This window comes from Pantoea sp. RIT-PI-b, assembly GCF_001187905.1.
In the GTDB taxonomy this organism is placed as follows: domain Bacteria; phylum Pseudomonadota; class Gammaproteobacteria; order Enterobacterales; family Enterobacteriaceae; genus Pantoea; species Pantoea nemavictus.
Genome location: NZ_LGIS01000022.1, coordinates 58786 through 84289 on the forward strand (window position 1 = coordinate 58786; position 25504 = coordinate 84289).

Genomic DNA, 25504 nt, shown 5'->3' on the forward strand with positions numbered 1-25504 from the left:
AACTCTCTTGGTCGCGGGTTGAGGCGGCGCATTATAGAGCAGGCGGGGCAGGGATAACAGCGCGGGCGACTTTCGCCGCCCAGTAGCATCAGGATGAGGTGATCTGCAATGCGCCAGGACGTGCGGCATCGCGCACGAACGGCAGATGTTCACAGGCGTGTTGGCGGGCAAAGCGTACGAAAGCTTCCAACACCGGCTGACGCTGCTCACCTTCGCGGACCGCGGCATACAGGCGGCTCCACAACCCATCGCCCAGCGTCTTGGTGACCACCAAACCCTGCTGCTCAAAATTCTCTACCACCCAATGCGGTAGCGCGGCGATGCCCATGCCTGCCGACACCATCTGTATCAGCAACAGCGTATTATCTACGCTCTTCAAGGCTGGACTCACGCCCGCCGGCTGCAGGAAATGTCGCCACACATCCAAACGCTGGCGCTGCACCGGATAAATCATCAGCACCTCTTCAGCCATATCTTCCGGGGAAATATGATCAAGCTGCGCCAAAGGATGATCCGGCGCCATCACTAAACGCACTTCAAAATCGAACATCGGTGAGTAGAACAACCCGCTGCGCGGCAAAATGTCGGAGGTCAACACCACATCCAGCTCGCCCTGCTGCAACGCCGGTTGGGGGTCAAAAGTCACGCCAGATTTGAAATCCATCACCACCTGCGGCCAGCTCTGACGAAAATTATTCAGCGCAGGTGTCAGCCACTGAATGCAGCTGTGACACTCGATGGCGATACGCAATGTGGTCTGATGCGGCTCATGGCACGCCTGCAAGGCTTGCTGAATCTGCGGCAAAACCTGCTCGGCCAGCTGCAACAAAATCTCTCCCTGCGGCGTAAAACGCAGCGGCTGGCTTTTACGCACAAACAGACGGAATCCCAGCCGCTGCTCCAGATCGCTGAACTGGTGGGACAACGCCGATTGCGTCTGATGAAGCTGTGAGGCGGCGGCGGCTAACGAGCCGGTATTCCGTAACGCCTGCAGCGTCCGCAGGTGTTTGAGTTCGATCATGAGAATCCTTCACATCGAGATTGAACAAATTGCGCTTGAGGAACATACAGTACCCGCAGATTATGGCGGTGTAAACATCTGGACGGCTAAACATCTCAAGCAAGCGTCGCGGCCACTTTACCTTTGTCCAGCCATACAGCTCAGCGAATGACCTCTTCTTTCGCTGGATGAACGTAAATCGGTTGTACCTAAAAGAATATCTGGAGAACAGCAAATGACCATTCTCAACCATACACTCGGTTTCCCGCGCGTCGGTCTGCGTCGTGAACTGAAAAAAGCACAGGAAAGCTATTGGGCAGGTAAAAGCTCACAGGAAGAGCTGCTGGCCGTGGGTCGCGAACTGCGTGCTCGTCACTGGCAACAGCAGCAAGACGCGGGAGTGGATCTGCTGCCGGTTGGCGATTTCGCCTGGTACGATCATGTTCTGACCACCAGCCTGATGCTGGGTAACGTGCCAGCACGCCATCAAAACCATGATGGATCCGTCGATCTCGATACGCTCTTCCGCCTTGGCCGTGGCCGTGCACCTAGCGGTGAACCCGCTGCGGCGGCGGAAATGACCAAATGGTTTAACACCAATTATCACTACATGGTGCCGGAATTCACCCTCGGCCAGCGGTTCAAACTGACCTGGACCCAGCTGCTGGATGAGGTTGATGAAGCGTTGGCGCTCGGCCACAAGGTTAAACCGGTGCTGCTCGGCCCGGTAACCTATCTGTGGCTAGGTAAAGTGAAAGGCGAGCAGTTTGATCGTCTGTCACTGCTGAAAGATATTCTGCCCGTTTACCAACAGGTATTGGCTGAACTGAATAAACGCGATATCGCATGGGTACAGATAGATGAGCCAGCACTGGCGCTGGAGCTGCCAGCAACGTGGCGCGATGCCTTCAAACCGGCTTACGAGGCGCTGCAAGGTGAAAGCAAACTGCTGCTGACGACCTACTTCGACAGCATTAGCCAGAACCTTGACGTGATTAAAGCGCTGCCGGTGCAAGGTCTGCACGTCGACCTGGTTCACGGTAAAGATGATATCCAGCAGCTGAACCAGCAGATCCCGGCAGATTGGCTGCTTTCGGTGGGTGTTATCAACGGTCGCAACGTCTGGCGTGCGGATCTCAGCAGCTGGTTTGAACGGCTGCAGCCGTTGGTTGGCCAGCGTAAACAGCTGTGGATCGGTTCGTCCTGCTCACTGCTGCATAGCCCAATCGATCTGAGCGTGGAAACACGGCTGGATGAAGAGGTGAAAAGCTGGTTCGCTTTTGCCCTGCAGAAATGCACTGAGCTGTCGCTGTTGAGCAAGGCGCTAAATAACCATGATGCTGCTTCACTGGTGGAGTGGAGCGCGCCGATTCGTGCGCGTGCCAACTCAACACGCGTTCACAATCCCGTGGTCGGCGAGCGTCTGGCGAGAATCCAGGCCAAAGACATCGAGCGCGCCAGCAACTATACCGAGCGTGCGAAAGCGCAGCGTAACCGCTTTAATCTGCCGGCGTGGCCAACCACTACGATTGGTTCATTCCCTCAGACGACGGAAATTCGCGGCCTGCGCCTCGAGTTCAAAAAAGGCAACATTGATGGCGGCAACTACCGCACCGGCATTGCAGAACACATTAAACAGGCGATCGTTGAGCAGGAACGGTTGGGGCTGGACGTGCTGGTGCACGGTGAAGCTGAACGTAACGACATGGTGGAATACTTTGGCGAAAATCTCGCCGGCTTCGTATTCACCCAGAATGGCTGGGTGCAGAGCTACGGTTCTCGCTGCGTAAAACCGCCAGTTATCATCGGCGACGTCAGCCGTCCTGCCGCGATCACCGTTGAGTGGGCCAAATACGCGCAATCACTGACCGACAAACCGGTTAAAGGCATGTTGACCGGTCCGGTAACCATTCTCTGCTGGTCATTCCCACGTGAAGATGTGAGCCGTGAAACCATTGCGAAACAGATTGCGCTGGCGCTGCGTGACGAAGTGGCAGATCTGGAAAAAGCCGGCATTGGTATCATTCAGATTGATGAACCCGCGCTGCGCGAAGGTCTGCCGCTGCATAAGTCCGATTGGGCGGCGTATTTGACATGGGCCGTTGATGCGTTCCGTCTGAATGCCGCGGTGGCGCAAGACGACACGCAAATTCACACTCATATGTGTTACTGCGAGTTCAATGACATCATGGACTCCATCGCCGCACTGGATGCCGACGTCATCACCATCGAAACCTCACGTTCCGATATGGATCTGCTGGATACGTTTAAAGAGTTCGACTATCCCAATGAGATTGGTCCGGGCGTTTACGATATTCACTCACCGAACGTACCGAGCGTGGAGTGGATGGAAGAGTTACTGCGCAAAGCGGCGCAAAGCATCCCGGAAGAACGTCTGTGGGTTAACCCGGATTGTGGCCTGAAAACGCGTGGCTGGATGGAAACCCGTCAGGCACTGGCAAACATGGTCAAAGCGGCGCAGAACCTGCGGGGTGAAACGGCTTAGTAGCCGCAAATGTGATTGGGGCGCATACGCGCCCCTTTTTATTACGCGTTTGGTGCTACGCCATATTGCGCGAACCACGCCAGCATACGTTGCCAGCCATCTTTGGCGGAATCGGCGTGATAGCTCGCACGGTAATCCGCGTTGAAAGCGTGGCCGGCATCCGGATACACCACGATCTCCGCTTTGGCATTGGCGGCATGCAGCGCCTGACGCATCTTATCAATGCTCTCCAGTGGAATGCTGTCATCCTGACCGCCATAAAGGCCCAGCACTGGCGCATTCAGGTCCACCGCAATATCGATCGGATGTTTCTGCTGCTTCAGCGTCTTCTCACCCTCTAAGCGGCCATACCACGCCACAGCGGCTCGCACTTGAGGATTGTGCGCGGCAAACAGCCAGCTAATGCGTCCGCCCCAGCAGAAGCCGGTAATTGCCAGGCGACGCGCATCGCCACCATGACTTGCCGCCCAGTTAGCCACATGATCGAGGTCGGACAGTACCTGCGTATCCGGAACTTTGCTTACCAACTCTTTAAACAGCGTGGGAATGTCATTGTAATCGTTGGGATCGCCTTCGCGGAAATAGAGCTCAGGGGCGATCGCCAGATAGCCTTCCAGCGCCAAACGCCGGCAAACATCGCGGATATGCTCATGCACACCGAAAATCTCCTGCACGACTAACACCACAGGCAATGTGCCTTGGTACTCTTTTGGCCGGGCATAGTAGGCGGGTAAATTTTCGCCCTGGCTTGGAACCGAGGTCTCGCCAGCATGAATCGCGTCGCTGGCGGTAATAATCGTGCTGCTTGCGGTGGGCTGAACGGCCGGTGCAAAGCCGCCGGGTGCCGTTTTTTGTGCCATATTGTCTTCGGTTTTCATGGTTCTCTCCGTGCTAGCAAATGCGCAATCACGTAACTATAGCCTGGCTGGTCAAGCAAGGCTGACGTAGGGTGCAGAGGGATTTTTTTCACGTGTGCTGCTTCTCTATTAACATTGCCATCAGTACTTACACAGCACCGCTTGTAGCAATTCAGAATTGCAGCGCACTAATGTGTGATGTAAATCACAAAATGTTTTGCTGATAATGTAAGTTTCATTATTGATAGTGAAATTAGTCACATAATTATGCCGCCTGCTCACGTAGAGTGGCGCGCACATCCCCTATTTATCAGGAGTCTGATATGGCCCAGTCTGACGTTTTCCATCTTGGCATCACCAAAGCTTCCCTAAAAGGAGCCACGCTGGCCATCGTTCCCGGCGATCCTGAGCGCGTGAAGAAAATCGCCGCGCTGATGGATAATCCACAGCATCTGGCTTCGCATCGTGAATTCACCACCTATCTGGCGGAAGTCGATGGTAAACCGGTGGTGGTGTGTTCAACCGGTATCGGCGGACCTTCAACCTCGATTGCGGTAGAAGAGCTGGCGCAACTCGGTGTGCGCACCTTCCTGCGCGTTGGCACCACCGGCGCCATTCAGCCGCATATTAATGTCGGTGATGTGCTGGTCACCACGGCGTCTGTCCGCCTTGACGGTGCCAGCCTGCACTTCGCACCGATGGAGTTCCCGGCCGTGGCTGATTTCACCTGCACCACCGCGCTGGTTGCCGCAGCGGAAGCCTGCGGTGCCAAAACGCACATTGGCATTACCGCGTCCTCTGACACCTTCTATCCGGGGCAGGAACGCTATGACACCTTCTCTGGTCGCGTAGTGAAGCGCTTCCAGGGCTCAATGGATGAGTGGCAGCAAATGGGCGTCCTTAACTATGAGATGGAATCCGCTACACTGTTAACCATGTGCGCCAGTCAGGGACTGCGTGCCGGCATGGTGGCTGGCGTCATCGTGAACCGTACGCAAAAAGAGATTCCGGATGCGGTGACCATGAAGCAGACCGAAAGTGATGCGGTGAAAATTGTGGTAGAAGCCGCGCGTCGCTTAATTTAGTGCGCCATTCAAGGGATGAATTCGAGACCAGGCTTATAGGGAGCTCAGCAATTGCCTGATTAGAATGCGCGCAATTTCAGCAGCTACTGAGAAATTTCTTATGCGCAAAATGGTTTCTGTCCCACGTCCTAATTTCATGAATAATCCCGCTACTGCGCAATCACGCGTTGAGGGCGCAGCAGCGAGATTTCGTCAGGCCATGGCGGCCCATAACTATCCCCTCGCTCGTCAGTGCTGTGAAGAGGTGCTGCGCGTGTTGCCAAATCACATGCAGGTGCTCAGCGACTACGCGTTAACCTTAATGCGCGTGGGCGAGCACAAGAAATCCTACAAGATTTACCAGAAGATCTATCAGGCCCCGGCCGCGCAGCGCGCGCAGGCGTCGGAAACCTGGCTGGATGGATTGACCGAAGTCTGCGGTTGGCTTGATAAGCAGGATGAAGTGGCGCGTTACGGCCTCGAATCGCTACAGAAATCCGATGTGATCTTCAGTAAAGGCCAGAAAGTGGCGTATCCCTCAGACGTACCGCCACCGATCAATCGCCATAACCCGACAGAAAACATCATCTCCTTCAGCCTCTACGGTGGCCAGCCACGCTACTGCGAAACGCTGATTAAGAACATCGAAGTGGCGCGCGAGTTCTATCCTGACTGGATATGCCGCATCTATCTAGACGATAGCGTCCCGCAGCACGTGTGGCAGCGTCTGACGCAGCCGAACACCCAGCTGGTGGATATGTCCCAGGAAAAAGCTATCTTCCCCACGCTGTGGCGCTTTTTAGTGATGGACGATCCCAGCGTTAAACGTTACATCGTGCGTGACGCCGATTCATTACTCTCCGAGCGTGAAGTGGTTGCGGTTGAAGCCTGGCTGGACTCCCCATTCTGGTTCCATCACATGCGCGATTACTTCTCGCATACCGAACTGCTGCTAGCGGGTATGTGGGGCGGTTGTCATGGCGTGTTCCACAATGTTGAACAGCAGATGCGTGACTTTATCGCCCAGTACCAAGGCAGCGAACGCTTTACCGACCAGTATTTTCTTAAAGTGGCGTTGTGGCCAACGGTGCGTGAAAGCTTGCTGAGTCACGACGATATTTTTCACTTCCATCAGGCGCAGCCCTGGCCGGCGCATCAACCGATTCGCTGGCAAACCGATAGCTTCCACGTCGGCAGCAACGCCGGTTTTGCTAGCATGGCCGGTAAAGTTGAAAATGCGGAAAACGGTTGCCAGCAGGTTGAGATCACCTACGGCGGCCAAAGCTGGACCTATCCAGCAAAAATCAAGGATGAAACCGAATGGTTACTTCCGATGCCGTTCTTCCTGATTGATGCGTGGAAAGCCGGCGATCTGACCGTAAAAGCCCTGTAAATAAAATCTGGACATTCATACAGTACCCCTCTACCTTTTCCCTCAGCGAGACGATCCGCGGGGGGGATTATGGATCAGCAACTTATCATTAGCGGCGCGCTGGCGCTGGCCGGTTTAGGCATTGGCTGGATCATTGCCCAGCTGCGCGCCGGTCATCAGCATGCCAGCTTCACGACCGAGCGTCGTCTGTTGGAAGAGGCGCAGCAGCGCCAACATCAGCAGATCGAACATTTACAACAGCAAATCCAGCAACGTGAGCAGGAGATGCGCCAATTGCACGGCGCGCTCAGCGGTGCGCAGGAACGTTTGCAGCAGCTCGATTACTGGCGCGGCGAGAGCGAACAGCTCAGTCGTGAATTGCGTAATCAGCTGGAAGTTAATAGCGCGCAGGAAGCGGAGTTGCGCGAAGTGACCATCCGTCTTGAAGAGACACGCTACGGCGCTGAAGAGAAACAGCGCCTGCTCACCAACAGCGAACAGCGACTCAGTGCGCAGTTTGAAAATCTGGCCAACCGCATCTTTGAAAACAGCGGGCGCCGCGTCGATGAACAAAACCGTCAAAGCCTGAACAGTCTGATTGGCCCGCTGCGTGAACAGCTGGATGGTTTCCGCCGTCAGGTGACTGACAGCTTTGGACTGGAAGCGCGTGAACGCCACACGCTGACGCATGAAATTCGCCAGCTGCAGCAGCTCAACGCGCAGATGGCGCAGGAAGCGGTCAATCTCACCAAAGCGCTAAAAGGTGACAATAAAATCCAGGGCAACTGGGGCGAAGTGGTGCTAAGCCGCGTGCTGGAAGCCTCTGGACTGCGTGAAGGCTATGAATACCAAACGCAGGTAAGCGTTCAGCTGGAGCAGCAGGGCAGGATGCAACCGGATGTGATTGTCCGTTTGCCGCAGGGCAAAGATGTGGTGATCGACGCGAAGATGACGTTGGTCGCTTACGAGCGCTATTTCAACGCCGATGATGAAGCCACGCGCGAGCAGGCCATTCAGGAGCACGTCAACGCCATGCGTGGACACATTCGCTTGCTAAGCCGAAAAGATTACCAACAATTGCCCGGTTTACGCTCTCTGGATTATGTGTTGATGTTTATCCCGGTGGAACCGGCATTTCTGCTGGCGATCGATCGTCAGCCAGAGCTGATCAGCGAAGCGCTGCAGCAGAACATCATGCTGGTCAGCCCAACTACGCTGTTGGTGGCGCTGCGCACCATCAACAATCTCTGGCGTTATGAACATCAAAGCCGCAACGCGCAGCGCATCGCCGATCGGGCAACGCGGCTGTATGACAAAATGCGGCTGTTCGTCGATGACATGAGCGGTATCGGTCACAATCTTGATAAGGCGCAGCAAAGCTATCATCAGGCGATGAAAAAGCTGTCTGAAGGACGCGGCAATCTGATTGCGCAAAGTGAAGCTTTCCGCTCGCTTGGTGTGGAGATCAAACGGCCGATCAATCCGCAGTTGGTGGAACAGGCGCAGCCGGAAGAGGCGGATGAAGATTGGGCAGACGATCCCAACGTTGATGAAAGCGTTTCAGATTCGACAACGGACTCGCTGCGCCGCATCAACGAATAGCACGGTGGTCGCGTGCTCGTGTAGCGCGACTCTGATACACTTCGGCAAGAATTGTTTGTGGAACAGGTAAAACCGATGGCAGATGAATCACAGCAGGAAACTACCCATTTTGGCTTTCAGACCGTCGCGAAAAGCGAAAAGGCCGATAAAGTCGCGGACGTGTTTCATTCCGTCGCGGCAAAATATGACCTGATGAACGATTTGATGTCGTTTGGCATCCATCGTGTCTGGAAGCGTTTTACCATTGACAGCAGCGGCGTGCGCCGCGGTCAGCGCGTGTTGGATCTGGCGGGTGGTACCGGCGATCTGACGGCTAAATTCTCTCGTCTGGTGGGCGAAACCGGCCAGGTTGTGTTGGCTGATATCAACAGCTCAATGCTGAAGATGGGCCGCGAAAAGCTGCGTAATCTCGGCGTGTCGGGTAATGTCAGCTATGTCCAGGCGAATGCCGAAGCGCTGCCGTTCCCGGATAACTATTTCGATTGCATCACCATCTCGTTCGGCTTGCGTAACGTCACCGAAAAAGAGAAAGCGCTGGCGTCGATGTTCCGCGTGCTGAAGCCGGGCGGACGCCTGCTGGTGCTGGAATTCTCCAAGCCGTTGCTGGAGCCGCTGAGCAAGGCTTACGACACCTATTCGTTCCATATTCTGCCGCGTATTGGCCAGCTGGTGGCGCAAGATGCTGAAAGCTATCGTTATCTGGCAGAGTCGATTCGTATGCATCCCGATCAGGAAACCCTGAAAGCGATGATGAATGATGCCGGCTTTGAAAATACCACCTACTTCAATATGACTGGCGGTATTGTCGCGCTGCATCGCGGATTTAAATTCTAATCCATCATGACTTTAACTCCTCTCATCACCGGCGGTCTTGAGACCGCCCTGAACCGTGTTCTCTATCGCGATCGCAGCCTGAAAGCCGCGCGCCAGCGTCTGGCGGGCAAGGTGTTGCTGCTGCGTCTGCAAGAGCTCGATTTTCCTTTAGTGCTGGTGTTTAGCGAATCACAACTTGATGTACTGAGTGATTGGCAGGATAGCAGCGACTGCACGGTGAGTTTGCGCGTCAGCACCTTGCCGAAACTGCGCGATCGCCAGCAGCTCACCAGCTTGATCAGAAGCGGTGAACTGGAGGTGGACGGCGATTTGCAGGTGGTACAGCAATTCTCTGCGCTGATGGATCTCGCCGAGCTTGATCCGGCCGAATATCTCGCGCCGTGGATTGGCGACATCGCCGCGCAAGGGGTAAGCCAGGCCGCACAGCAGGCGCTGAGATTCGTGCAGCAGCAGGTCATGCGCCGCCAGGATTATCTTGGCCAGGCGCTGACGGAAGAGTGGCGCGTCGCGCCGGGTGCTCTGGAACTGGCATGGTTCTGCGAGGAAGTGGAAGCGATGGAACGTTCGCTCAATGCGTTTGAAACGCGTTTGGCACAGCTGGAGGCGAAATGACGCTGGGAGAAATTCGGCGCTTATATTTCATCATCAAGATCTTTCTCACTTATGGCCTTGATGAACTGATTCCCCGCATGCGCTTCACGCTGCTGTTACGCCTGTGGCGGCGCTGCATCTTCTGGATCCCTAACCAACACAAAGACGCCTCGCCTGGCGTGCGCATCCGTTTAGCCATGGAGCAGCTTGGCCCGGTGTGGATCAAGTTCGGTCAAATGCTCTCCACGCGACGCGATCTGTTCCCGCCAGCGATTGCCGATGAGCTTGCCGTGCTGCAGGACCGCGTGGCGCCGTTTGATGGCGTCAAAGCGAAGCAGCAGATTGAACAGTCGATTGGCGGCCCGGTGGAAACCTGGTTTGAAGACTTCGACATTAAACCGCTGGCCTCTGCCTCTATTGCACAGGTGCACACCGCCACGTTGAAGTCCAACGGCCGCGCCGTGGTGATCAAAGTGATTCGTCCCGATATCCTGCCGGTGATCAAAGCGGACATGCGGTTGATTTATCGTCTGGCGCGTTGGGTGCCGCGTTTGCTGCCGGATGGACGTCGTCTGCGTCCGCTGGAAGTGGTACGCGATTACGAAAAAACCCTGATTGATGAGCTGAATCTGCTGCGTGAAGCGGCCAACGCCATCCAGCTGCGTCGTAACTTCGACCAAAGCCGCATGCTTTACGTACCCGAAGTGTTCTCTGATTACTGCAGTGAATCAATGATGGTAATGGAGCGCATTTACGGCATTCCGATCTCGGATATCGCCACGCTCGAGCAGCACGGCGTCAATATGAAGTTACTGGCAGAGCGCGGCGTGCAGGTGTTCTTCACCCAGGTGTTCCGCGACAGCTTCTTCCATGCCGACATGCATCCTGGCAATATCTTCGTCAGCTACGATCACCCAGAAGATCCGCAGTACATCGGCATCGACTGCGGTATTGTCGGTTCACTGAATAAAGAAGATAAGCGCTATCTGGCGGAAAACTTTATCGCCTTCTTTAATCGCGATTACCGCAAAGTGGCTGAGCTGCATGTGGATTCAGGCTGGGTGCCGCTGGATACTAACGTTGAAGATTTTGAGTTTGCCATTCGTACCGTGTGTGAGCCGATTTTCGAAAAACCGCTGGCTGAGATCTCCTTCGGTCACGTGTTACTGAATCTGTTTAATACCGCGCGTCGCTTCAATATGGAAGTGCAGCCGCAGCTGGTGCTGCTGCAGAAGACGTTGCTGTATGTCGAAGGGATTGGTCGCCAGCTCTATCCTCAGCTCGACTTGTGGAAAACCGCCAAGCCGTTCCTGGAAGATTGGATCAAAGATCAGATTGGTATCCCGGCAATAATGCGTGCGGTGAAAGAGAAAGCGCCGTACTGGGCGGAAAAACTGCCGGAGTTGCCGGAGCTATTTTACGACAGTATGCGCCAGCACAAATTATTGAAGCACAGCGTCGATAAACTCGTCACCGATTTAAACGTACAGCGCACACGAAATCATCAGGCGCGCTATCTGTTTGGCGTAGGAGCTACACTGTTATTAAGTGGCACCGCCGTACTGTTGAGTCGACCGGATTGGGATTTCTTCCCGGCGCTTTTAATGGCTGCCGGCATCGTCACCTGGCTTATTGGCTGGCGCAAGACAAACTGATTGTCTGCCTGGTTCAAATCGCGTAATGTCGCAAGCTAAAGCCCGAAATCATACGGGCTTTCTGTGCGTTACAGTCAACAGTTTTTCACAGAATATTAGAGGCATATCTCATGGGCGGTATCAGTATTTGGCAATTGTTAATCATTGCCGTCATTGTTGTTCTTCTGTTCGGTACCAACAAACTTCGCAACCTGGGTTCGGATTTGGGTTCTTCTATCCGCGGCTTCAAAAAAGCCATGGGCGATGAAGACGATAAAAAGGATCAACCGAAAGAGCAGGACGCTGACTTCAACGCCAAAACTCTGGCAGACAAACAGCAAACCTCGGCGACTAAAGACGACGCCCGGAACGACAAGCAGGTATAACTGTGTTCGACATTGGTTTTAGTGAACTGGTATTGGTGTTCGTGATCGGGCTGATTGTGCTTGGCCCGCAGCGATTACCGGTTGCGGTGAAAACCGTCGTCGGCTGGATCAGAGCCATTCGCTCGCTGGCCGCGAATGTACAAAACGAACTGGCACAGGAGCTGAAACTGCAGGAATTGCAGGACAGCCTGAAAAAGGTGGAAGAGGCGGGTCGTGGCACGCTGTCACCGGAGCTGAAAGAGTCGATGGAAGAACTGCGTAAAACCGCCGACTCAATGAAGCGCTCCGTGCAGCAGAGTATCGATCTCGAAAAAGAGGAAGATGAAGCCAACACCATTCATCAGACTCCGCCAGCAGTAACGCAGCCGGCTACTTCCCCTGCGGTCACGCCTGCTGCTGCAGAACATCAAACCAGTGCCGCAGCACAGGTTCCGCAGCCAGTTGACGCAACTTCTGCAGTGGATAATCCTCCCGTCGCCAGTGCCCCGCAAAGCACTGCGAAGACTTCTCTCGTAAAAGATGAACGATAAACATGGCCGTTGAAGATACCCAACCGCTCATTAGCCATCTGATTGAGCTGCGTAAGCGTTTGTTGAACTGCATCATCGCTGTTTTAGTCATCTTTCTGTGTCTGGTCTACTTCGCCAATGACATTTACCATCTGGTAGCGTCACCATTGATTAGCCAGATGCCGGCTGGTGCGAGCATGATCGCCACCGACGTAGCATCACCCTTCTTCACGCCAATTAAGCTCACCATTATTGTCTCGGTGTTTCTTGCCGTGCCGGTGATTTTGTATCAGGTGTGGGCGTTTGTCGCGCCAGCGCTCTATCGTCACGAGCGTAAACTGGTAATGCCGCTGCTGTTCTCCAGTACGCTGCTGTTCTACGTCGGCGTGGCGTTTGCGTATTTCATCGTGTTCCCGCTGGCGTTTGGTTTCTTCGCCAAAACGGCACCGCAAGGCGTGACCATCGCCACGGATATCACCAATTATCTCGACTTCGTCATGACCATTTTCATGGCTTTTGGCGTGGCGTTTGAGGTGCCGATTGCCATTGTGCTGCTGTGCTGGACAGGCATTACTTCACCTGACGATCTGAGAAAGAAACGTCCGTATATGCTGGTTGGCGCCTTCGTCGTTGGGATGTTGCTCACACCGCCGGATGTTTTCTCCCAAACTTTGCTCGCTATTCCGATGTACTGCCTGTTTGAAGTCGGCGTATTCTTCTCCCGCTACTATGTGGGTAAAGGGCGTCAGTCTTCGGATGAGGAACAGAATACCGAATCCTGATGTCTTTTAAGCAGGGCACCCGCCAGCAAGCGGGAAGAGAATGAATCTAAACCGCCTAACCGGGCGGTTTTTTATTGGGGAGAAAACATGTTTGATATCGGTGTAAACCTGACCAGCACGCAATTCGCAAAAGATCGCGAGCAGGTTGTGAAACGTGCGCGCGAAGCAGGCGTCACCGGCCTGTTAATTACCGGCACTAACGCGCTGGAAAGCCAGCAGGCACGTCAGCTGGCGGCATTACACGCCGGCTACTGCTGGTCGACGGCGGGCGTTCATCCGCATCATGCCAGTGAATGGTCGGCGGAAACGGCGAATACCTTGCGTCGTCTCGCGGAAAGCGCCCAGGTTGTCGCCATCGGCGAATGCGGCCTGGATTTTAACCGCAATCTTTCGGCCCACGATCAACAGGAGTATGCCTTTGATGCGCAGCTCGCACTGGCTGCAGAGCTGCAGCTGCCGGTATTTCTGCATTGTCGTGAAGCGCACGACCGTTTTGTGGCGGTGCTTGAGCCGTGGCTGCCAAAACTGGTGGGCGCGGTGGTGCACTGCTTTACCGGTACGCGTGATGAGCTGCAAGCGTGCCTGGCACTCGGGTTGTCAGTAGGCATTACCGGTTGGGTGTGCGACGAACGTCGCGGTATGGAACTGCGCGAATTGCTGCCGTTGATTCCGGCTGAGCGCCTGCTACTGGAAACCGACGCACCCTATTTACTGCCGCGCGATATGCATCCACGTCCCACTTCGCGCCGCAATGAGCCGTGCTTCCTGCCGCACATTGTGCAGCAAGTGGCGAACTGGCGTGGAGAAGAGGCGGAAGCGCTGGGCGCGCAGGTCAATCGCAACGCGCGTCAGCTGTTTAAGCTGGCCTAAAGCTTGCGGAACTGCTTGTTATCCACGCTGCGCATCACCTGTTTGTTCAGCATGTTCAGCAGCAGAACGGAGCGCGTTTCACCATCCGGCTCGGCAAAAATCGCGCGTAGTCCTTCGAAGGTGCCATCGGTGATGATCACTTCATCACCGCTCTGCGGCGTTTCCGGATCTAACACGATCTGCGGCGCGTCGGTTTGCAGCGCTTCGATCACATCGTGCGATACGGTAGCCGGCATGGCGCCGAAGCGCACGAAGTGGCTGACGCCGCGCGTGCTGCTGATGGTGGTGGTGTGAATCGCTTCGGGATCGAACTCGATAAACAAATAATTGGGGAACAGCGGCTCACTCACGGTGGTGCGTTTACCGCGCACAATCTTCTCCAAAGCGATCATTGGGCTCAGGCAATTCACCGCTTGCCGCTCAAGATGCTCTTTCGCGCGCAACAGTTGTCCACGTTTGCAATAGAGTAAGTACCAGGATTCCATAACTGCTCCCAAAGAATGGACGCTAAGAATATCAAACCTGCTGACAGAGTTATAGCGCATCGGCGGAGGGAAACCCTGTGCTGAAAAAAATTCACTGCGAATTTTCTGATTGATGCGGCTAATTAACGCTTTCGTGCAAGAAAATTGACGGCTGGCGACCATCTGTATCAGACTCCATCCCCATCTTTCGATTGAAAAGGAGTGGCCGATGGAACTGTTCCTGTTAAGTAACGGCAAAGTGGCTGAGGATGCGCCGCTATTGAGTTACGCCCACCCACAGCTACACGCGATGATTGCCCAGCGCGGCATTACGTCGGCGGTGCTGGTGCCTTACGCGATTATTCGTGGCGATCATGCGCAACGCGCGCAAGATTTGTCAGATTCATTAGGCATTGAAGTGCGCACGGTGCATGAGTTTACCTCCCCCGTCGCGGCGATTGAGCAAGCCGAGCTGATTCTGGTGAGCGGCGGAAATACCTGGTTCCTCAATCAAATGCTGCATGAACATGGCCTGATCGTCACGATTCAACGCGCGGTGCGCGAGCGTGATGTGCCTTACGTCGGCTGGAGCGCCGGTTGCAACGTGGCAACGCCTTCCATCCGCACCACCAATGACATGCCGGTGCGCAGCAGCGTGGTGTTGCCTGCGCTGGGCTTGTTCCCGGTGCAGATCAATCCGCATTATCTTGATGCCCACGTCAGCGGCCATATGGGCGAAACGCGCGATGAGCGCCTGGCTGAATTTTGCGCCGTTAACCCGCATGAATCGGTGATTGCGCTCCGCGAAGCCAGTTTCCTACACGTGAGTGAAAATCGCCTGCGCTACTACAGCGCCCGCGGCGAAGACTTTAAAGTGTTCCGCCACGGCGAGCCGATTGCGGCGTATCACGATGTGCTGGCGATTCAGTCGCTGGTGCCGTTTTCCTGTCAGCCAGCCTGACTCAGAAACCTCAACATGCTAGCGTGAAACGCACCTATAATGGCGCTTCACTCTGGCCGGAAAGCTAAAGCCGCATGAAATATCAGGATTTACGAGACTTCCTCGCGTTACTCGAACAGCGTGGAGAGTTAAAGCGCATCACTCAGGAGATCGATCCTGAGCTGGAGATGACCGAAATTGCCGATCGCACGCTGCGTGCCGGCGGCCCCGCGCTGCTGTTTGAAAACCCGAAAGGGTACGACATGCCGGTACTGTGTAATCTGTTCGGCACGCCAAAACGCGTGGCGATGGGTATGGGCCAGGAAGAGGTGAGTGCGCTGCGCGAAGTGGGCAAACTGCTGGCATTTTTGAAGGAACCGGAGCCGCCGAAAGGCTTCCGCGATCTGTTTGATAAAATGCCGCAGTTCAAGCAAGTGCTGAATATGCCAACCAAGCGCTTGCGCAATGCGCCTTGCCAGGAAGAGATTTTTAGCGGCGATGACGTCGATCTGTCACGCATCCCGGTGATGAAATGCTGGCCAGGCGATGCCGCGCCGCTGATCACCTGGGGATTAACCGTCACGCGTGGCCCGCATAAAGAGCGCCAGAATCTCGGCATCTATCGCCAGCAGGTGATCGGCAAAAATCGCCTGATTATGCGTTGGCTGTCGCATCGCGGCGGCGCGCTCGATTTCCAGGAGTGGTGCAAAGCGCATCCGGGCGAACGTTTTCCGGTATCTGTTGCGCTCGGGGCCGATCCGGCGACCATTCTCGGCGCGGTGACGCCGGTGCCCGACACGCTCTCTGAATATGCCTTCGCCGGTTTGCTGCGTGGCAACAAAACCGAAGTGGTAAAGTGCATCTCCAACGAGCTTGAAGTGCCGGCGAGCGCAGAGATTGTGCTGGAAGGTTACATTGAGCCGGGCGATGTGGCACCGGAAGGGCCATACGGCGATCACACGGGATACTACAATGAAGTAGACAGTTTCCCGGTGTTTACCGTGACGCACGTAACGCAACGTCGCAATCCGATTTATCATTCAACCTATACCGGGCGTCCACCGGATGAACCGGCGGTGTTGGGCGTGGCGCTGAATGAAGTGCTGGTGCCGATCCTGATCAAGCAGTTCCCGGAGATTGTTGATTTCTATCTGCCGCCGGAAGGCTGTTCTTATCGCCTCGCGGTGGTGACGATCAAAAAACAGTATGCCGGTCACGCCAAGCGCGTGATGTTTGGCGTGTGGTCGTTCCTGCGTCAGTTCATGTACACCAAGTTTGTGATTGTATGTGACGACGACGTCAACGCGCGTGACTGGAATGATGTGATTTGGGCGATTACTACGCGCATGGATCCAGCACGCGATACGGTGCTGGTTGAGAACACACCAATCGATTATCTCGACTTTGCCTCGCCGGTTTCCGGCTTAGGTTCGAAGATGGGACTTGATGCCACCAATAAGTGGCCGGGCGAAACCACGCGCGAATGGGGCACGCCGATTGTCAAAGATCCGGCCGTTACGGCGCGCATTGACGCCATTTGGGATGAATTAGCAATCTTTGCCGAGCCGCCGCAGCGCTAAAAGCGGCAGACCAACCAGACCCGAAGAAAAAGGGAACGCATGACAACGTTAAGCTGCAAAGTGACTTCGGTTGAAGCGATTACGGATACGGTTTACCGCGTCCGTTTGATTCCGGCCGCGGATTTTAACTTCCGCGCGGGACAGTATTTGATGGTGGTGATGGATGAGCGTGATAAGCGCCCATTCTCGCTGGCGTCCACGCCAATGGAAAAGGACATCATTGAACTGCACATTGGCGCCTCGGATCTTAATCTTTACGCGATGGCGGTGATGGACCGCATCAAAAACGATCGTCAGATTACGGTAGATATGCCGCATGGCGATGCCTGGCTACGCGAAGAGAGCGATCGTCCGATCATTCTGATTGCCGGCGGCACCGGTTTCTCCTATGCGCGTTCCATTCTGCTGACCGCGCTGGCACAGAAACCCGATCGCGAAATTGCGATTTATTGGGGCGGCCGTGAGCTGATGCATCTGTACGATTTAGATGAGTTGAATGCGCTGGCGGTGAAGCACCCGAACCTGAAAGTGATTCCGGTGGTTGAGCAACCGGCAGATGACTGGACCGGACGCAGCGGCACGGTGCTGACGGCGGTGATGCAGGATTACGCTTCACTCAGTGAACACGACATCTATATTGCTGGTCGTTTTGAGATGGCGAAGATTGCACGTGAGCGTTTCTGCGCCGAGCGCGGTGCGCTGGAAGCGCAGATGTACGGCGATGCGTTTGCGTTTATCTGACAGATAAAAAAAGCCCGCCCGAAAGGGCGGGAACACGTGCAGTGGTTAACGTATTAAACCCGTTCGAACACCGTGGCGATACCCTGGCCCAAGCCAATGCACATGGTCGCCAGACCAAATTGCGCATCGCGACGTTCCATTAGATTCAGCAGCGTGGTACTGATACGCGCGCCGGAACAGCCCAGCGGGTGCCCAAGCGCAATCGCGCCGCCATTCAAATTCACTTTCTCATCCAACTGTTCCAGCAAGCCCATGTCCTTGATGCACGGCAGCGCCTGCGCGGCAAAGGCCTCGTTGAACTCGAATAAGTCGATATCCTGCACGCTTAAGCCGGCGCGTTTTAGCGCTAGCTTGCTGGCAGGAACCGGGCCGTAACCCATAATCGACGGATCGCAGCCAACCACCGCCATGCTGCGAATGCGCGCACGCGGCGTCAGACCCAGTTCTCGCGCGCGGCTTTCGCTCATGATCAACATCGCCGCCGCGCCATCGGAGAGCGCAGAAGACGTTCCCGCGGTGACGGTGCCGTTCACCGGATCGAACGCCGGACGCAGCGCGGCCAATCCTTCGAGGCTGGTCTCTTCGCGAATCACTTCATCGCTTTCGTAGCGTTTCAACACGCCATCGGCGTCGTGGCCATAAGTTGCAACAATCTCACGCTTAAAGTCGCCACGCTGGGTAGCTGCCCATGCGCGCTGATGTGAACGCAGGGCAAAGGCATCCTGCTGCTCGCGCGTGATGTGATGCATGCGCGCCAGCATTTCGGCGGTTAAGCCCATCATGCCGGCGGCTTTCGCTACCGTACGCCCAAGTCCTGGATGAAAATCGACACCGTGGCTCATTGGCACGTGGCCCATATGCTCTACGCCACCAATCAGGCAAGCGTGCGCATCGCCCACCATAATCGCGCGTGCCGCATCGTGCAGCGCCTGCATCGACGAACCGCACAGGCGATTGACGGTACTGGCAGGCACGCGATGCGGGATCTCCGCCAGCAGCGCGGCATTACGTGCAATGTTAAAGCCTTGTTCCAGCGTCTGCTGTACGCAGCCCCAGATAATGTCGTCCAGCGTAGCGGGATCGACCGATGGATTACGGCTTAGCAGCTCACGCATCAAATGCGCCGAAAGATCTTCCGCACGAACCTGACGAAATGCACCGCCCTTGGAGCGGCCCATCGGCGTGCGGACGGCATCCACAATGACTACTTTTTCCATTTTCATTACCTCAGGCACTTTGCAGCGCCGCTTCGTCAATCGGTTGCACCGCGGGATACCAGCTCTGATGCTGTTGGGCTTTTTGCAACAGCAGCGCCGGCAGCGCATACAGCGGGCCCAGCGCGGTGTAACGTTTGGCCTGATCGACCACGTTGCTGTTGCCGAGCGTATCCATGTAGCGGAACGCACCGCCGCGGAACGGCGGGAAGCCTAAGCCGTAGACCAGCGCCATGTCGGCTTCGGCCGGTGAAGCGATGATCTGCTCTTCGAGGCAGCGCACCACTTCATTGAGCATCGGCAGCATCATGCGGTTAAGAATCTCTTCATCGCTGAACACGCGCTTCGGTTGGTTGATTGGCTCCAGCAGTGCATCCACTGCGGCATCGGCTTTTTTCTGCGCTTTGCCTTTGTTGTCCAACTCCCAGCGGTAAAAACCCTGGCCGTTTTTCTGGCCGTAACGTTTAGCGTCAAACAGCACGTCGACGGCGTCGCGATAATCTTTCTGCATGCGTGACGGGAAACCTTGCGCCATCACCTGTTGGGCATGATGCGCGGTATCAATGCCGACTACATCCAGCAGCCAGGCCGGGCCCATCGGCCAGCCGAACTGTTTTTCCATCACTTTGTCGACCTGGCGGAAATCCGCGCCGTCGCGCAGCAGCAGGCTGAAGGCGGCGAAGTAGGGGAACAGCACGCGATTGACAAAGAAGCCGGGGCAATCATTCACCACAATCGGCGTTTTGCCCATTTTGCTGGCCCAGGCCACCACTTTGCTGATGGTGGCCTCTGAGGTTTGCTCACCGCGAATCACCTCAACCAGCGGCATACGCGGCACCGGATTGAAGAAGTGCATGCCACAGAAGTTTTCCGGGCGTTTTAAGGCTTTCGCCAGCTGGCCGATCGGAATGGTTGAGGTGTTGGAGGCGAGAATGGCATCTTCGCGCAGGTGCTGCTCGGTTTCTGCCAGCACTTTGGCTTTGATCTGCGGATTCTCAACCACGGCTTCCACTACCACATCGGTGCGTTCAAATCCCGCGTAATCCAGCGTGGGCTGAATGGTGGTGAGCACGCTGGCCAGCTTCGCGCCAGTAATTTTGCCGCGCTCCAGCTGCTTGTTAAGCAGCTTGCTGGCTTCGGTCATGCCAAGCGTCAGCGCTTGTGGATTGATATCTTTCATCATCACCGGCACGCCTTTCCAGGCAGATTGATAGGCGATGCCGCCGCCCATAATGCCGGCACCTAATACCGCAGCTTGCTGCGGTGCACCGGCCGCACTGCTGTGTTTCTTCGCCAAGCCTTTGACGTATTGATCGTTAAGGAAGATGCCGACCAGCGCGCGGGCTACATCACTTTGCGCCAGCGGCACAAAAGCGGCGGTCTCCAGCTTCAGCGCATCATCGCGCCCCAAGGTGGCGGCAGCCTCAATGGTTTTTATCGCGGTAACGGGGGCCGGATAGTGTTTGCCGGCGGTCTGCAGCACCATGCTTTTGGCGATGGTAAAGCTCATGGCGGCTTCGATCGGGCTGAGTTTAAGCGGCGCCAGCTTCGGCGCCCGGCGGACCTGCCAGTTGCCCTGCGCGATGGCGTCCTGTAATACCGTCAGCGCAGCGGCGCGCAGTTTGTCGCTGCTGACCACTGCATCCACTAAACCGAGTTTCAGGGCGCTATTGCCATCGAGATCTTTACCCGCGGCGATGATTTCCATCGCACTGTCAGCGCCGAGCAGCCGCGGCAGACGTACGCTGCCGCCAAAGCCCGGCATGATGCCCAGTTTGGTTTCCGGCAAGCCGATACGCGCGGTGGGCGTAGCAATGCGGAAGTCCACTGCCAGCACGCATTCGCAGCCGCCACCCAGCGCATAACCATCGATGGCGGCTACGGTTGGCACCGGCAAATCTTCCAGACGATTGAAGATGCTGTTAGCAAATGCCAGCCACTGACTCAACTTCTCTTCTGGCGCGTCAAACAGCGACAGGAATTCTGTAATGTCGGCGCCGACAATAAATGCCGGTTTGGCCGACGAGAGCAGCAGGCCGCGCAGAGCGGGTTGCTGTTCTAAGACGCTTAGCGCCTCGCCCAGGGAGGCGACGGTTTTGGTATCGAGTTTATTCACCGAACCGGGCGCATCGAATACCAGCTCGGCGATGCCATCGTCAAGCCAGTGCACTGAAAGGGTATCGCCTTGGTAGAGCATGTCCGTCTCCTGAAACCGCGAAAGGTGATCTGGTCATACCAGATGATTTGGAGTGTGAGTGTGATGTTAATTATTTGCAAACGAGAGTTTGATAATTTGATACAACGATCACAGCGCGTGCAGCACGGCATCGCCAACACGGCTGTGCTACACTGCGGCCACTTTCGCGACATTGGAGACAAGTCCATGGATTCACTGAAAACCCTGTATCACGCGCACATCAATACGCTGCAGCAGCGAGCGCAGCAGGTGCTGGCTCGCTTTAAGCTTGATGCCATGCTGATTCATTCCGGCGAGCTGCTGACCGTTTTTCTCGACGATCACGACTATCCGTTTAAGGTGAATCCTCAGTTCAAAGCGTGGGTGCCGGTGACGCAGGTGCCAAACTGCTGGTTATGGATTGATGGTGTGAATAAACCCAAGCTGTGGTTCTACTCGCCGGTGGATTACTGGCATAACGTCGAGCCACTGCCAAACAGCTTCTGGACCAACGATATTGACGTGATTGGCCTAAAGAGTGCCGATGACATCGCGCAGTTGCTGCCTGCACAACGCGATAACGTGGCGTATATCGGTCCGGTACCGTTACGCGCTTCCCAGCTCGGCATTAACAGCGAGCAGGTGAACCCTAACGGCGTGATCGATTACCTGCATTATCATCGCAGCATCAAAACCGATTACGAGCTGGCCTGTATGCGCGAAGCGCAGAAGCTGGCGGTGGCGGGGCATCGCGCAGCCAAAGAGGCATTCGAATCGGGTATGAGCGAGTTCGATATCAACATCGCTTACCTGACCGCGACCGGCCATCGCGATACCGATGTGCCGTACGGCAATATTATCGCGCTTAATGAACATGCCGCGGTGCTGCACTACACCAAACTGGACCATCAGCCGCCGGCGAAACGGCACAGCTTCCTGATTGATGCCGGGGCGGAGTATCTCGGTTATGCCGCTGACCTGACGCGCAGCTATGCGGCGCAGAGTAAATCGCGCTATGCCGAAATGGTTGCCGCGATGAACAAGGAAGAGCTGGCGCTGATCGCCACCTTGAAAGCCGGCGTGCGCTATACCGATTATCATCTGCAGATGCATCAGCGCATTGCGCGGCTGCTGCTGAAGTTTGAGCTGGTGAAAGGTCTGACCGAAGAGACGCTGGTGGCGGAAGATTTAACCGGTCCGTTTATGCCGCACGGGCTGGGACATCCGCTGGGCCTGCAGGTGCACGATGTGGCCGGCTTTATGCAGGACGACAGCGGCACGCATCTGGCTGCGCCGTCGCAATATCCGTATCTACGTTGCACGCGCGTACTGGAACCTGGCATGGTGCTGACTATCGAACCCGGCTTCTATATCATCGATTCGCTGCTGGCGAAGCTGCGCGGCGGCAAGTTCAGCCAGTATTTCGACTGGGCGGCAATTGATGCACTGAAACCGTACGGCGGCATTCGTATCGAGGATAACGTGGTGATTCACGCTAATCGCGTTGAAAACATGACGCGCGATCTGCACCTTGCCTGATGAATGCTTACGACATTCCCGCTGAGGCTGTGAGTCTCAGCGAGGAAACTATCAAGAAAAGTCGTTTCATTACTCTGCTGGCGCATACTGCGGGCGTGGAAGCGGCGCGCGCGTTTGTTCAGCAGGTGAAGCAGGAGCATCCCACCGCCCGCCATCACTGCTGGGCGTGGGTGGCCGGTGCGCCGGATGATTCACAGCAGTTGGGTTTCTCTGATGATGGCGAACCGTCCGGCACGGCGGGCAAACCCATGCTGGCCCAGTTGATGGGCAGTGGCGTGGGTGAAGTGACTGCGGTGGTGGTGCGTTATTACGGCGGCATCATGCTCGGTACCGGAGGGTTGGTAAAAGCTTACGGCGGCGGCGTGCAGCAGGGGCTGAAGCAATTAGCCCGTCAGCGTAAAGTGCCGATGGAATCCTTCAGCCTGCAATGTGATTATGCCCAACTCAGCGACATTGAGCGCTTGCTGCAGCGTTTTGACGGCATTATAGAAGAGAGCCATTATCAGGATCGTATTGCGCTGCGTTTAGCATTGCCGCATGCGCAGATTGATGGCTTTCGCCAAAACCTCTCTGATTACAGCCGGGGCGCGCTGACGCTCATCCCGCTGACAAACTAAAAGCATCTGTTTAAAGGAAACGGCTGAATGCATTTTCGCGCCATTACCCGCATTGTGGGCCTGCTGGTGATTCTGTTCTCGGTGACCATGATCTTACCCGGCCTCGTCGCCTTAATTTACCGGGACGGTGCCGGGCGCGCGTTTAGTCAAACCTTTATGATGGCGATCGTCATTGGTTCGCTGCTGTGGTGGCCAAACCGCAAACAGAAATCGGAACTTAAGCCGCGTGAAGGTTTCCTCATCGTGGTGCTGTTCTGGACCGTGCTGGGCAGCGTGGGTGCGATGCCGTTTATTTTCGCCGAGCAGCCCCATCTTTCGATTACCGATGCATTCTTTGAATCTTTCTCCGGCCTTACTACGACGGGCGCTACTACGTTGGTGGGACTTGATACGCTTCCGAAAGCGATTCTGTTCTATCGTCAGATGTTGCAGTGGCTCGGCGGGATGGGAATCATTGTGCTGGCAGTAGCGATTTTGCCAATTCTGGGCGTGGGTGGCATGCAGCTATATCGCGCGGAGATGCCAGGACCGCTAAAAGATAACAAGATGCGCCCGCGTATCGCAGAAACGGCGAAAACGCTGTGGCTGATCTATGTTTTGCTCACCGTAGCCTGTGCGGTGGCGCTGTGGTTAGCGGGCATGCCAATGTTTGATGCCATCGGCCACAGTTTCTCAACTATCGCCATTGGTGGCTTCTCCACGCATGATGCCAGCATCGGTTACTTTAATAGCCCAACCATCAACACTATCGTCGCAGTGTTTTTGCTGATCTCGGGATGTAACTACGGCCTGCATTTTTCTCTATTGAGCGGCCGCAACCTGAAAGTGTATTGGCGCGATCCCGAATTCCGCATGTTTATTGGAGTACAACTCACATTAGTGCTGATCTGTACGGTGGTGTTGTATTTTCACAATGTCTACGCCAGTGGCTGGCAAACGCTCAATCAGGCGTTTTTCCAGGTGGTATCGATGGCAACTACGGCTGGATTTACCACCGACAGCATTGCGCGCTGGCCACTGTTCCTACCGGTATTGCTATTGTGTTCGGCCTTTATCGGCGGAATGGCGGGTTCTACCGGCGGCGGTTTGAAAGTGATTCGTATTCTGCTGCTGTTTAAACAGGGTTCGCGTGAATTGAAACGCCTGGTGCATCCGAATGCGGTTTACACCATCAAATTGGGTAACCGCGCACTACCTGAACGTATTCTTGAAGCGGTGTGGGGGTTCTTCTCAGCCTATGCGCTGGTGTTCCTGCTCAGCATGCTGGCAATCATCGCGACTGGCGTGGATGACTTCTCCGCGTTTGCCGCCGTGGCGGCGACCTTGAATAATCTTGGACCCGGTTTGGGCGTGGTGGCCGACAACTTCACTTCGATGAATGATGTGGCGAAGTGGATCTTGATTTTGACCATGCTGTTTGGGCGCCTCGAAGTGTTCACGCTGCTGGTGTTGTTCACACCGACCTTCTGGCGCGAATAATAAAATAGGATTGTGTAATGAAAGCGTTGATTCTTTATTCCAGCCGCGATGGGCAAACCCGTGAAATTGCCGCGCGCATTGCGCAGACGTTAGTTCCGCACCAGTTGTGCGACGTGCTTGATTTAGCTGAGGCGCAGAAGGTGGATTGGTCTCAGTACGATCGCGTGCTGATTGGGGCATCGATCCGCTACGGGCATTTCAATCCTGCGCTGATGAAATTTGTAACGCAGCATAAGGCACAGCTGCACCAGCGCGTAAGCGGCTTCTTTAGTGTCAACCTGACGGCGCGTAAAGCCGACAAGTGCACGCCAGCAACCAATGCTTATACGCGCAAGTTTCTTGAGCAGTCACCCTGGCAGCCAGATTGCTGTGCGGTTTTTGCCGGTGCACTGCGTTATCCGCGTTATCGCTGGTTTGATCGGAGCATGATTCAATTCATTATGCGGATGACAGGTGGAGAAACGGATACATCAAAAGAAGTGGAATACACCGATTGGAATAAAGTGACGCTTTTTGCCCAGGATTTTGCACAGTTACCAGGCAAATCGTTGTGAAATACAGCGTTGTGGCGAAATTTAGGTCGAACGATCATTTTTTTGCAATAAACCCTTGTCACCTCCGAATAACTCCCTATAATGCGCCACCACTGAGACGGCAAAGCGGCAACGCGGGCGGCTCAGCAGGGAGTGAAGAAATTCATCCCGCCGGATGAAAGCGCTGAAAAAAGTGTTTGACTCTGAAGGAGGA

General features: G+C 55.4%; 23 protein-coding genes. 18 read left to right on the forward strand and 5 right to left on the reverse strand.

The window, feature by feature from the left end; translation table 11 throughout:
- Positions 1 to 88: 88 nt before the first annotated feature.
- Positions 89 to 1021, reverse strand: a complete 933-nt coding sequence (gene metR, locus AC790_RS15220; RefSeq protein ID WP_009127874.1) for an HTH-type transcriptional regulator MetR — start codon at positions 1019 to 1021, stop codon at positions 89 to 91.
- A gap of 214 nt (positions 1022 to 1235) precedes the next feature.
- On the opposite strand from metR, the gene metE reads away from it, so the two are divergent.
- Positions 1236 to 3506, forward strand: a complete 2271-nt coding sequence (metE, locus tag AC790_RS15225; protein ID WP_049852320.1) for a 5-methyltetrahydropteroyltriglutamate--homocysteine S-methyltransferase — start codon at positions 1236 to 1238, stop codon at positions 3504 to 3506.
- Between the two features lie 41 nt (positions 3507 to 3547).
- Here the strand turns inward: metE and AC790_RS15230 are convergent, their stop codons facing one another.
- Positions 3548 to 4384: a dienelactone hydrolase family protein gene (locus tag AC790_RS15230; RefSeq protein ID WP_049852321.1), complete on the reverse strand. Its 837-nt coding sequence runs from the start codon at positions 4382 to 4384 to the stop codon at positions 3548 to 3550.
- Between the two features lie 302 nt (positions 4385 to 4686).
- On the opposite strand from AC790_RS15230, the gene udp reads away from it, so the two are divergent.
- The 10 genes from udp (at position 4687) to tatD (ending at position 14007) form a co-directional block, all read left to right on the forward strand.
- Positions 4687 to 5448 (forward strand): uridine phosphorylase, encoded by a 762-nt coding sequence (gene udp, locus AC790_RS15235; RefSeq protein ID WP_009127881.1) that lies wholly within the window; start codon positions 4687 to 4689, stop codon positions 5446 to 5448.
- Positions 5449 to 5548: 100 nt separating this feature from the next.
- Positions 5549 to 6820, forward strand: a complete 1272-nt coding sequence (locus AC790_RS15240) for a tetratricopeptide repeat protein (protein ID WP_049852322.1) — start codon at positions 5549 to 5551, stop codon at positions 6818 to 6820.
- 69 nt (positions 6821 to 6889) lie between these two features.
- Positions 6890 to 8401, forward strand: a complete 1512-nt coding sequence (rmuC, locus tag AC790_RS15245) for a DNA recombination protein RmuC (protein ID WP_049852323.1) — start codon at positions 6890 to 6892, stop codon at positions 8399 to 8401.
- Between the two features lie 75 nt (positions 8402 to 8476).
- Positions 8477 to 9235, forward strand: coding sequence for a bifunctional demethylmenaquinone methyltransferase/2-methoxy-6-polyprenyl-1,4-benzoquinol methylase UbiE (gene ubiE / locus AC790_RS15250; protein WP_008105805.1), 759 nt, complete (start codon positions 8477 to 8479; stop codon positions 9233 to 9235).
- Positions 9236 to 9241: 6 nt separating this feature from the next.
- A complete protein-coding gene (locus AC790_RS15255) occupies positions 9242 to 9847 on the forward strand; it encodes an SCP2 domain-containing protein (protein ID WP_009127889.1) in 606 nt (201 codons plus the stop codon).
- The gene (gene ubiB, locus AC790_RS15260) at positions 9844 to 11481 is read left to right on the forward strand and encodes a ubiquinone biosynthesis regulatory protein kinase UbiB (RefSeq protein ID WP_009127891.1); all 1638 of its coding nucleotides are present in this window, start codon (positions 9844 to 9846) and stop codon (positions 11479 to 11481) included. The genes AC790_RS15255 and ubiB overlap by 4 nt, the downstream gene beginning before the upstream one ends.
- Before the next feature lie 110 nt (positions 11482 to 11591).
- The gene (tatA, locus tag AC790_RS15265; RefSeq protein ID WP_009127893.1) at positions 11592 to 11846 is read left to right on the forward strand and encodes a Sec-independent protein translocase subunit TatA; all 255 of its coding nucleotides are present in this window, start codon (positions 11592 to 11594) and stop codon (positions 11844 to 11846) included.
- Between the two features lie 2 nt (positions 11847 to 11848).
- On the forward strand, positions 11849 to 12376 hold the full coding sequence (gene tatB / locus AC790_RS15270; RefSeq protein WP_049852324.1) for a Sec-independent protein translocase protein TatB: 528 nt from the start codon (positions 11849 to 11851) through the stop codon (positions 12374 to 12376).
- Positions 12377 to 12378: 2 nt separating this feature from the next.
- Complete coding sequence (gene tatC, locus AC790_RS15275; RefSeq protein ID WP_009127897.1) at positions 12379 to 13137, forward strand: Sec-independent protein translocase subunit TatC; 759 nt, start codon at positions 12379 to 12381, stop codon at positions 13135 to 13137.
- A gap of 87 nt (positions 13138 to 13224) precedes the next feature.
- Positions 13225 to 14007 carry a 3'-5' ssDNA/RNA exonuclease TatD gene (gene tatD / locus AC790_RS15280; RefSeq protein ID WP_049852325.1) on the forward strand — a complete coding sequence of 261 codons (783 nt, stop codon included), beginning with the start codon at positions 13225 to 13227 and terminating at the stop codon, positions 14005 to 14007.
- Here the strand turns inward: tatD and rfaH are convergent.
- Positions 14004 to 14492, reverse strand: a complete 489-nt coding sequence (gene rfaH, locus AC790_RS15285) for a transcription/translation regulatory transformer protein RfaH (protein WP_036621224.1) — start codon at positions 14490 to 14492, stop codon at positions 14004 to 14006. The two genes, tatD and rfaH, sit on opposite strands and share 4 nt — an antisense overlap.
- A 208-nt stretch (positions 14493 to 14700) precedes the next feature.
- On the opposite strand from rfaH, the gene pepE reads away from it, so the two are divergent.
- The 3 genes from pepE (at position 14701) to fre (ending at position 17732) form a co-directional block, all read left to right on the forward strand.
- Positions 14701 to 15432 carry a dipeptidase PepE gene (gene pepE, locus AC790_RS15290; protein ID WP_049852326.1) on the forward strand — a complete coding sequence of 244 codons (732 nt, stop codon included), beginning with the start codon at positions 14701 to 14703 and terminating at the stop codon, positions 15430 to 15432.
- Between the two features lie 74 nt (positions 15433 to 15506).
- Complete coding sequence (gene ubiD / locus AC790_RS15295; protein ID WP_009127904.1) at positions 15507 to 16991, forward strand: 4-hydroxy-3-polyprenylbenzoate decarboxylase; 1485 nt, start codon at positions 15507 to 15509, stop codon at positions 16989 to 16991.
- Positions 16992 to 17030: 39 nt separating this feature from the next.
- Entirely contained in the window at positions 17031 to 17732 is a 702-nt protein-coding gene (fre, locus tag AC790_RS15300; protein ID WP_049852327.1) for an NAD(P)H-flavin reductase, read from the forward strand.
- 53 nt (positions 17733 to 17785) lie between these two features.
- On the opposite strand, the gene fadA is transcribed toward fre, so the two are convergent.
- Positions 17786 to 18949: an acetyl-CoA C-acyltransferase FadA gene (fadA, locus tag AC790_RS15305; RefSeq protein WP_049852328.1), complete on the reverse strand. Its 1164-nt coding sequence runs from the start codon at positions 18947 to 18949 to the stop codon at positions 17786 to 17788.
- Between the two features lie 10 nt (positions 18950 to 18959).
- Entirely contained in the window at positions 18960 to 21143 is a 2184-nt protein-coding gene (fadB, locus tag AC790_RS15310; RefSeq protein ID WP_049852329.1) for a fatty acid oxidation complex subunit alpha FadB, read from the reverse strand.
- Between the two features lie 186 nt (positions 21144 to 21329).
- Between fadB and pepQ the strand changes: the two genes are divergently transcribed.
- Genes pepQ through hemG form a run of 4 tightly spaced genes read left to right on the forward strand, consistent with a single transcriptional unit; the run spans position 21330 to position 25311 of the window.
- On the forward strand, positions 21330 to 22661 hold the full coding sequence (gene pepQ / locus AC790_RS15315; protein WP_049852330.1) for a Xaa-Pro dipeptidase: 1332 nt from the start codon (positions 21330 to 21332) through the stop codon (positions 22659 to 22661).
- Complete coding sequence (locus tag AC790_RS15320) at positions 22661 to 23278, forward strand: IMPACT family protein (RefSeq protein WP_049852331.1); 618 nt, start codon at positions 22661 to 22663, stop codon at positions 23276 to 23278. Before pepQ ends, AC790_RS15320 begins: the two co-directional genes overlap by 1 nt.
- Before the next feature lie 27 nt (positions 23279 to 23305).
- Positions 23306 to 24757, forward strand: a complete 1452-nt coding sequence (trkH, locus tag AC790_RS15325; protein ID WP_009127916.1) for a Trk system potassium transporter TrkH — start codon at positions 23306 to 23308, stop codon at positions 24755 to 24757.
- A gap of 17 nt (positions 24758 to 24774) precedes the next feature.
- Positions 24775 to 25311 (forward strand): menaquinone-dependent protoporphyrinogen IX dehydrogenase, encoded by a 537-nt coding sequence (hemG, locus tag AC790_RS15330; RefSeq protein WP_049852332.1) that lies wholly within the window; start codon positions 24775 to 24777, stop codon positions 25309 to 25311.
- The last annotated feature ends 193 nt before the right edge of the window (positions 25312 to 25504 follow it).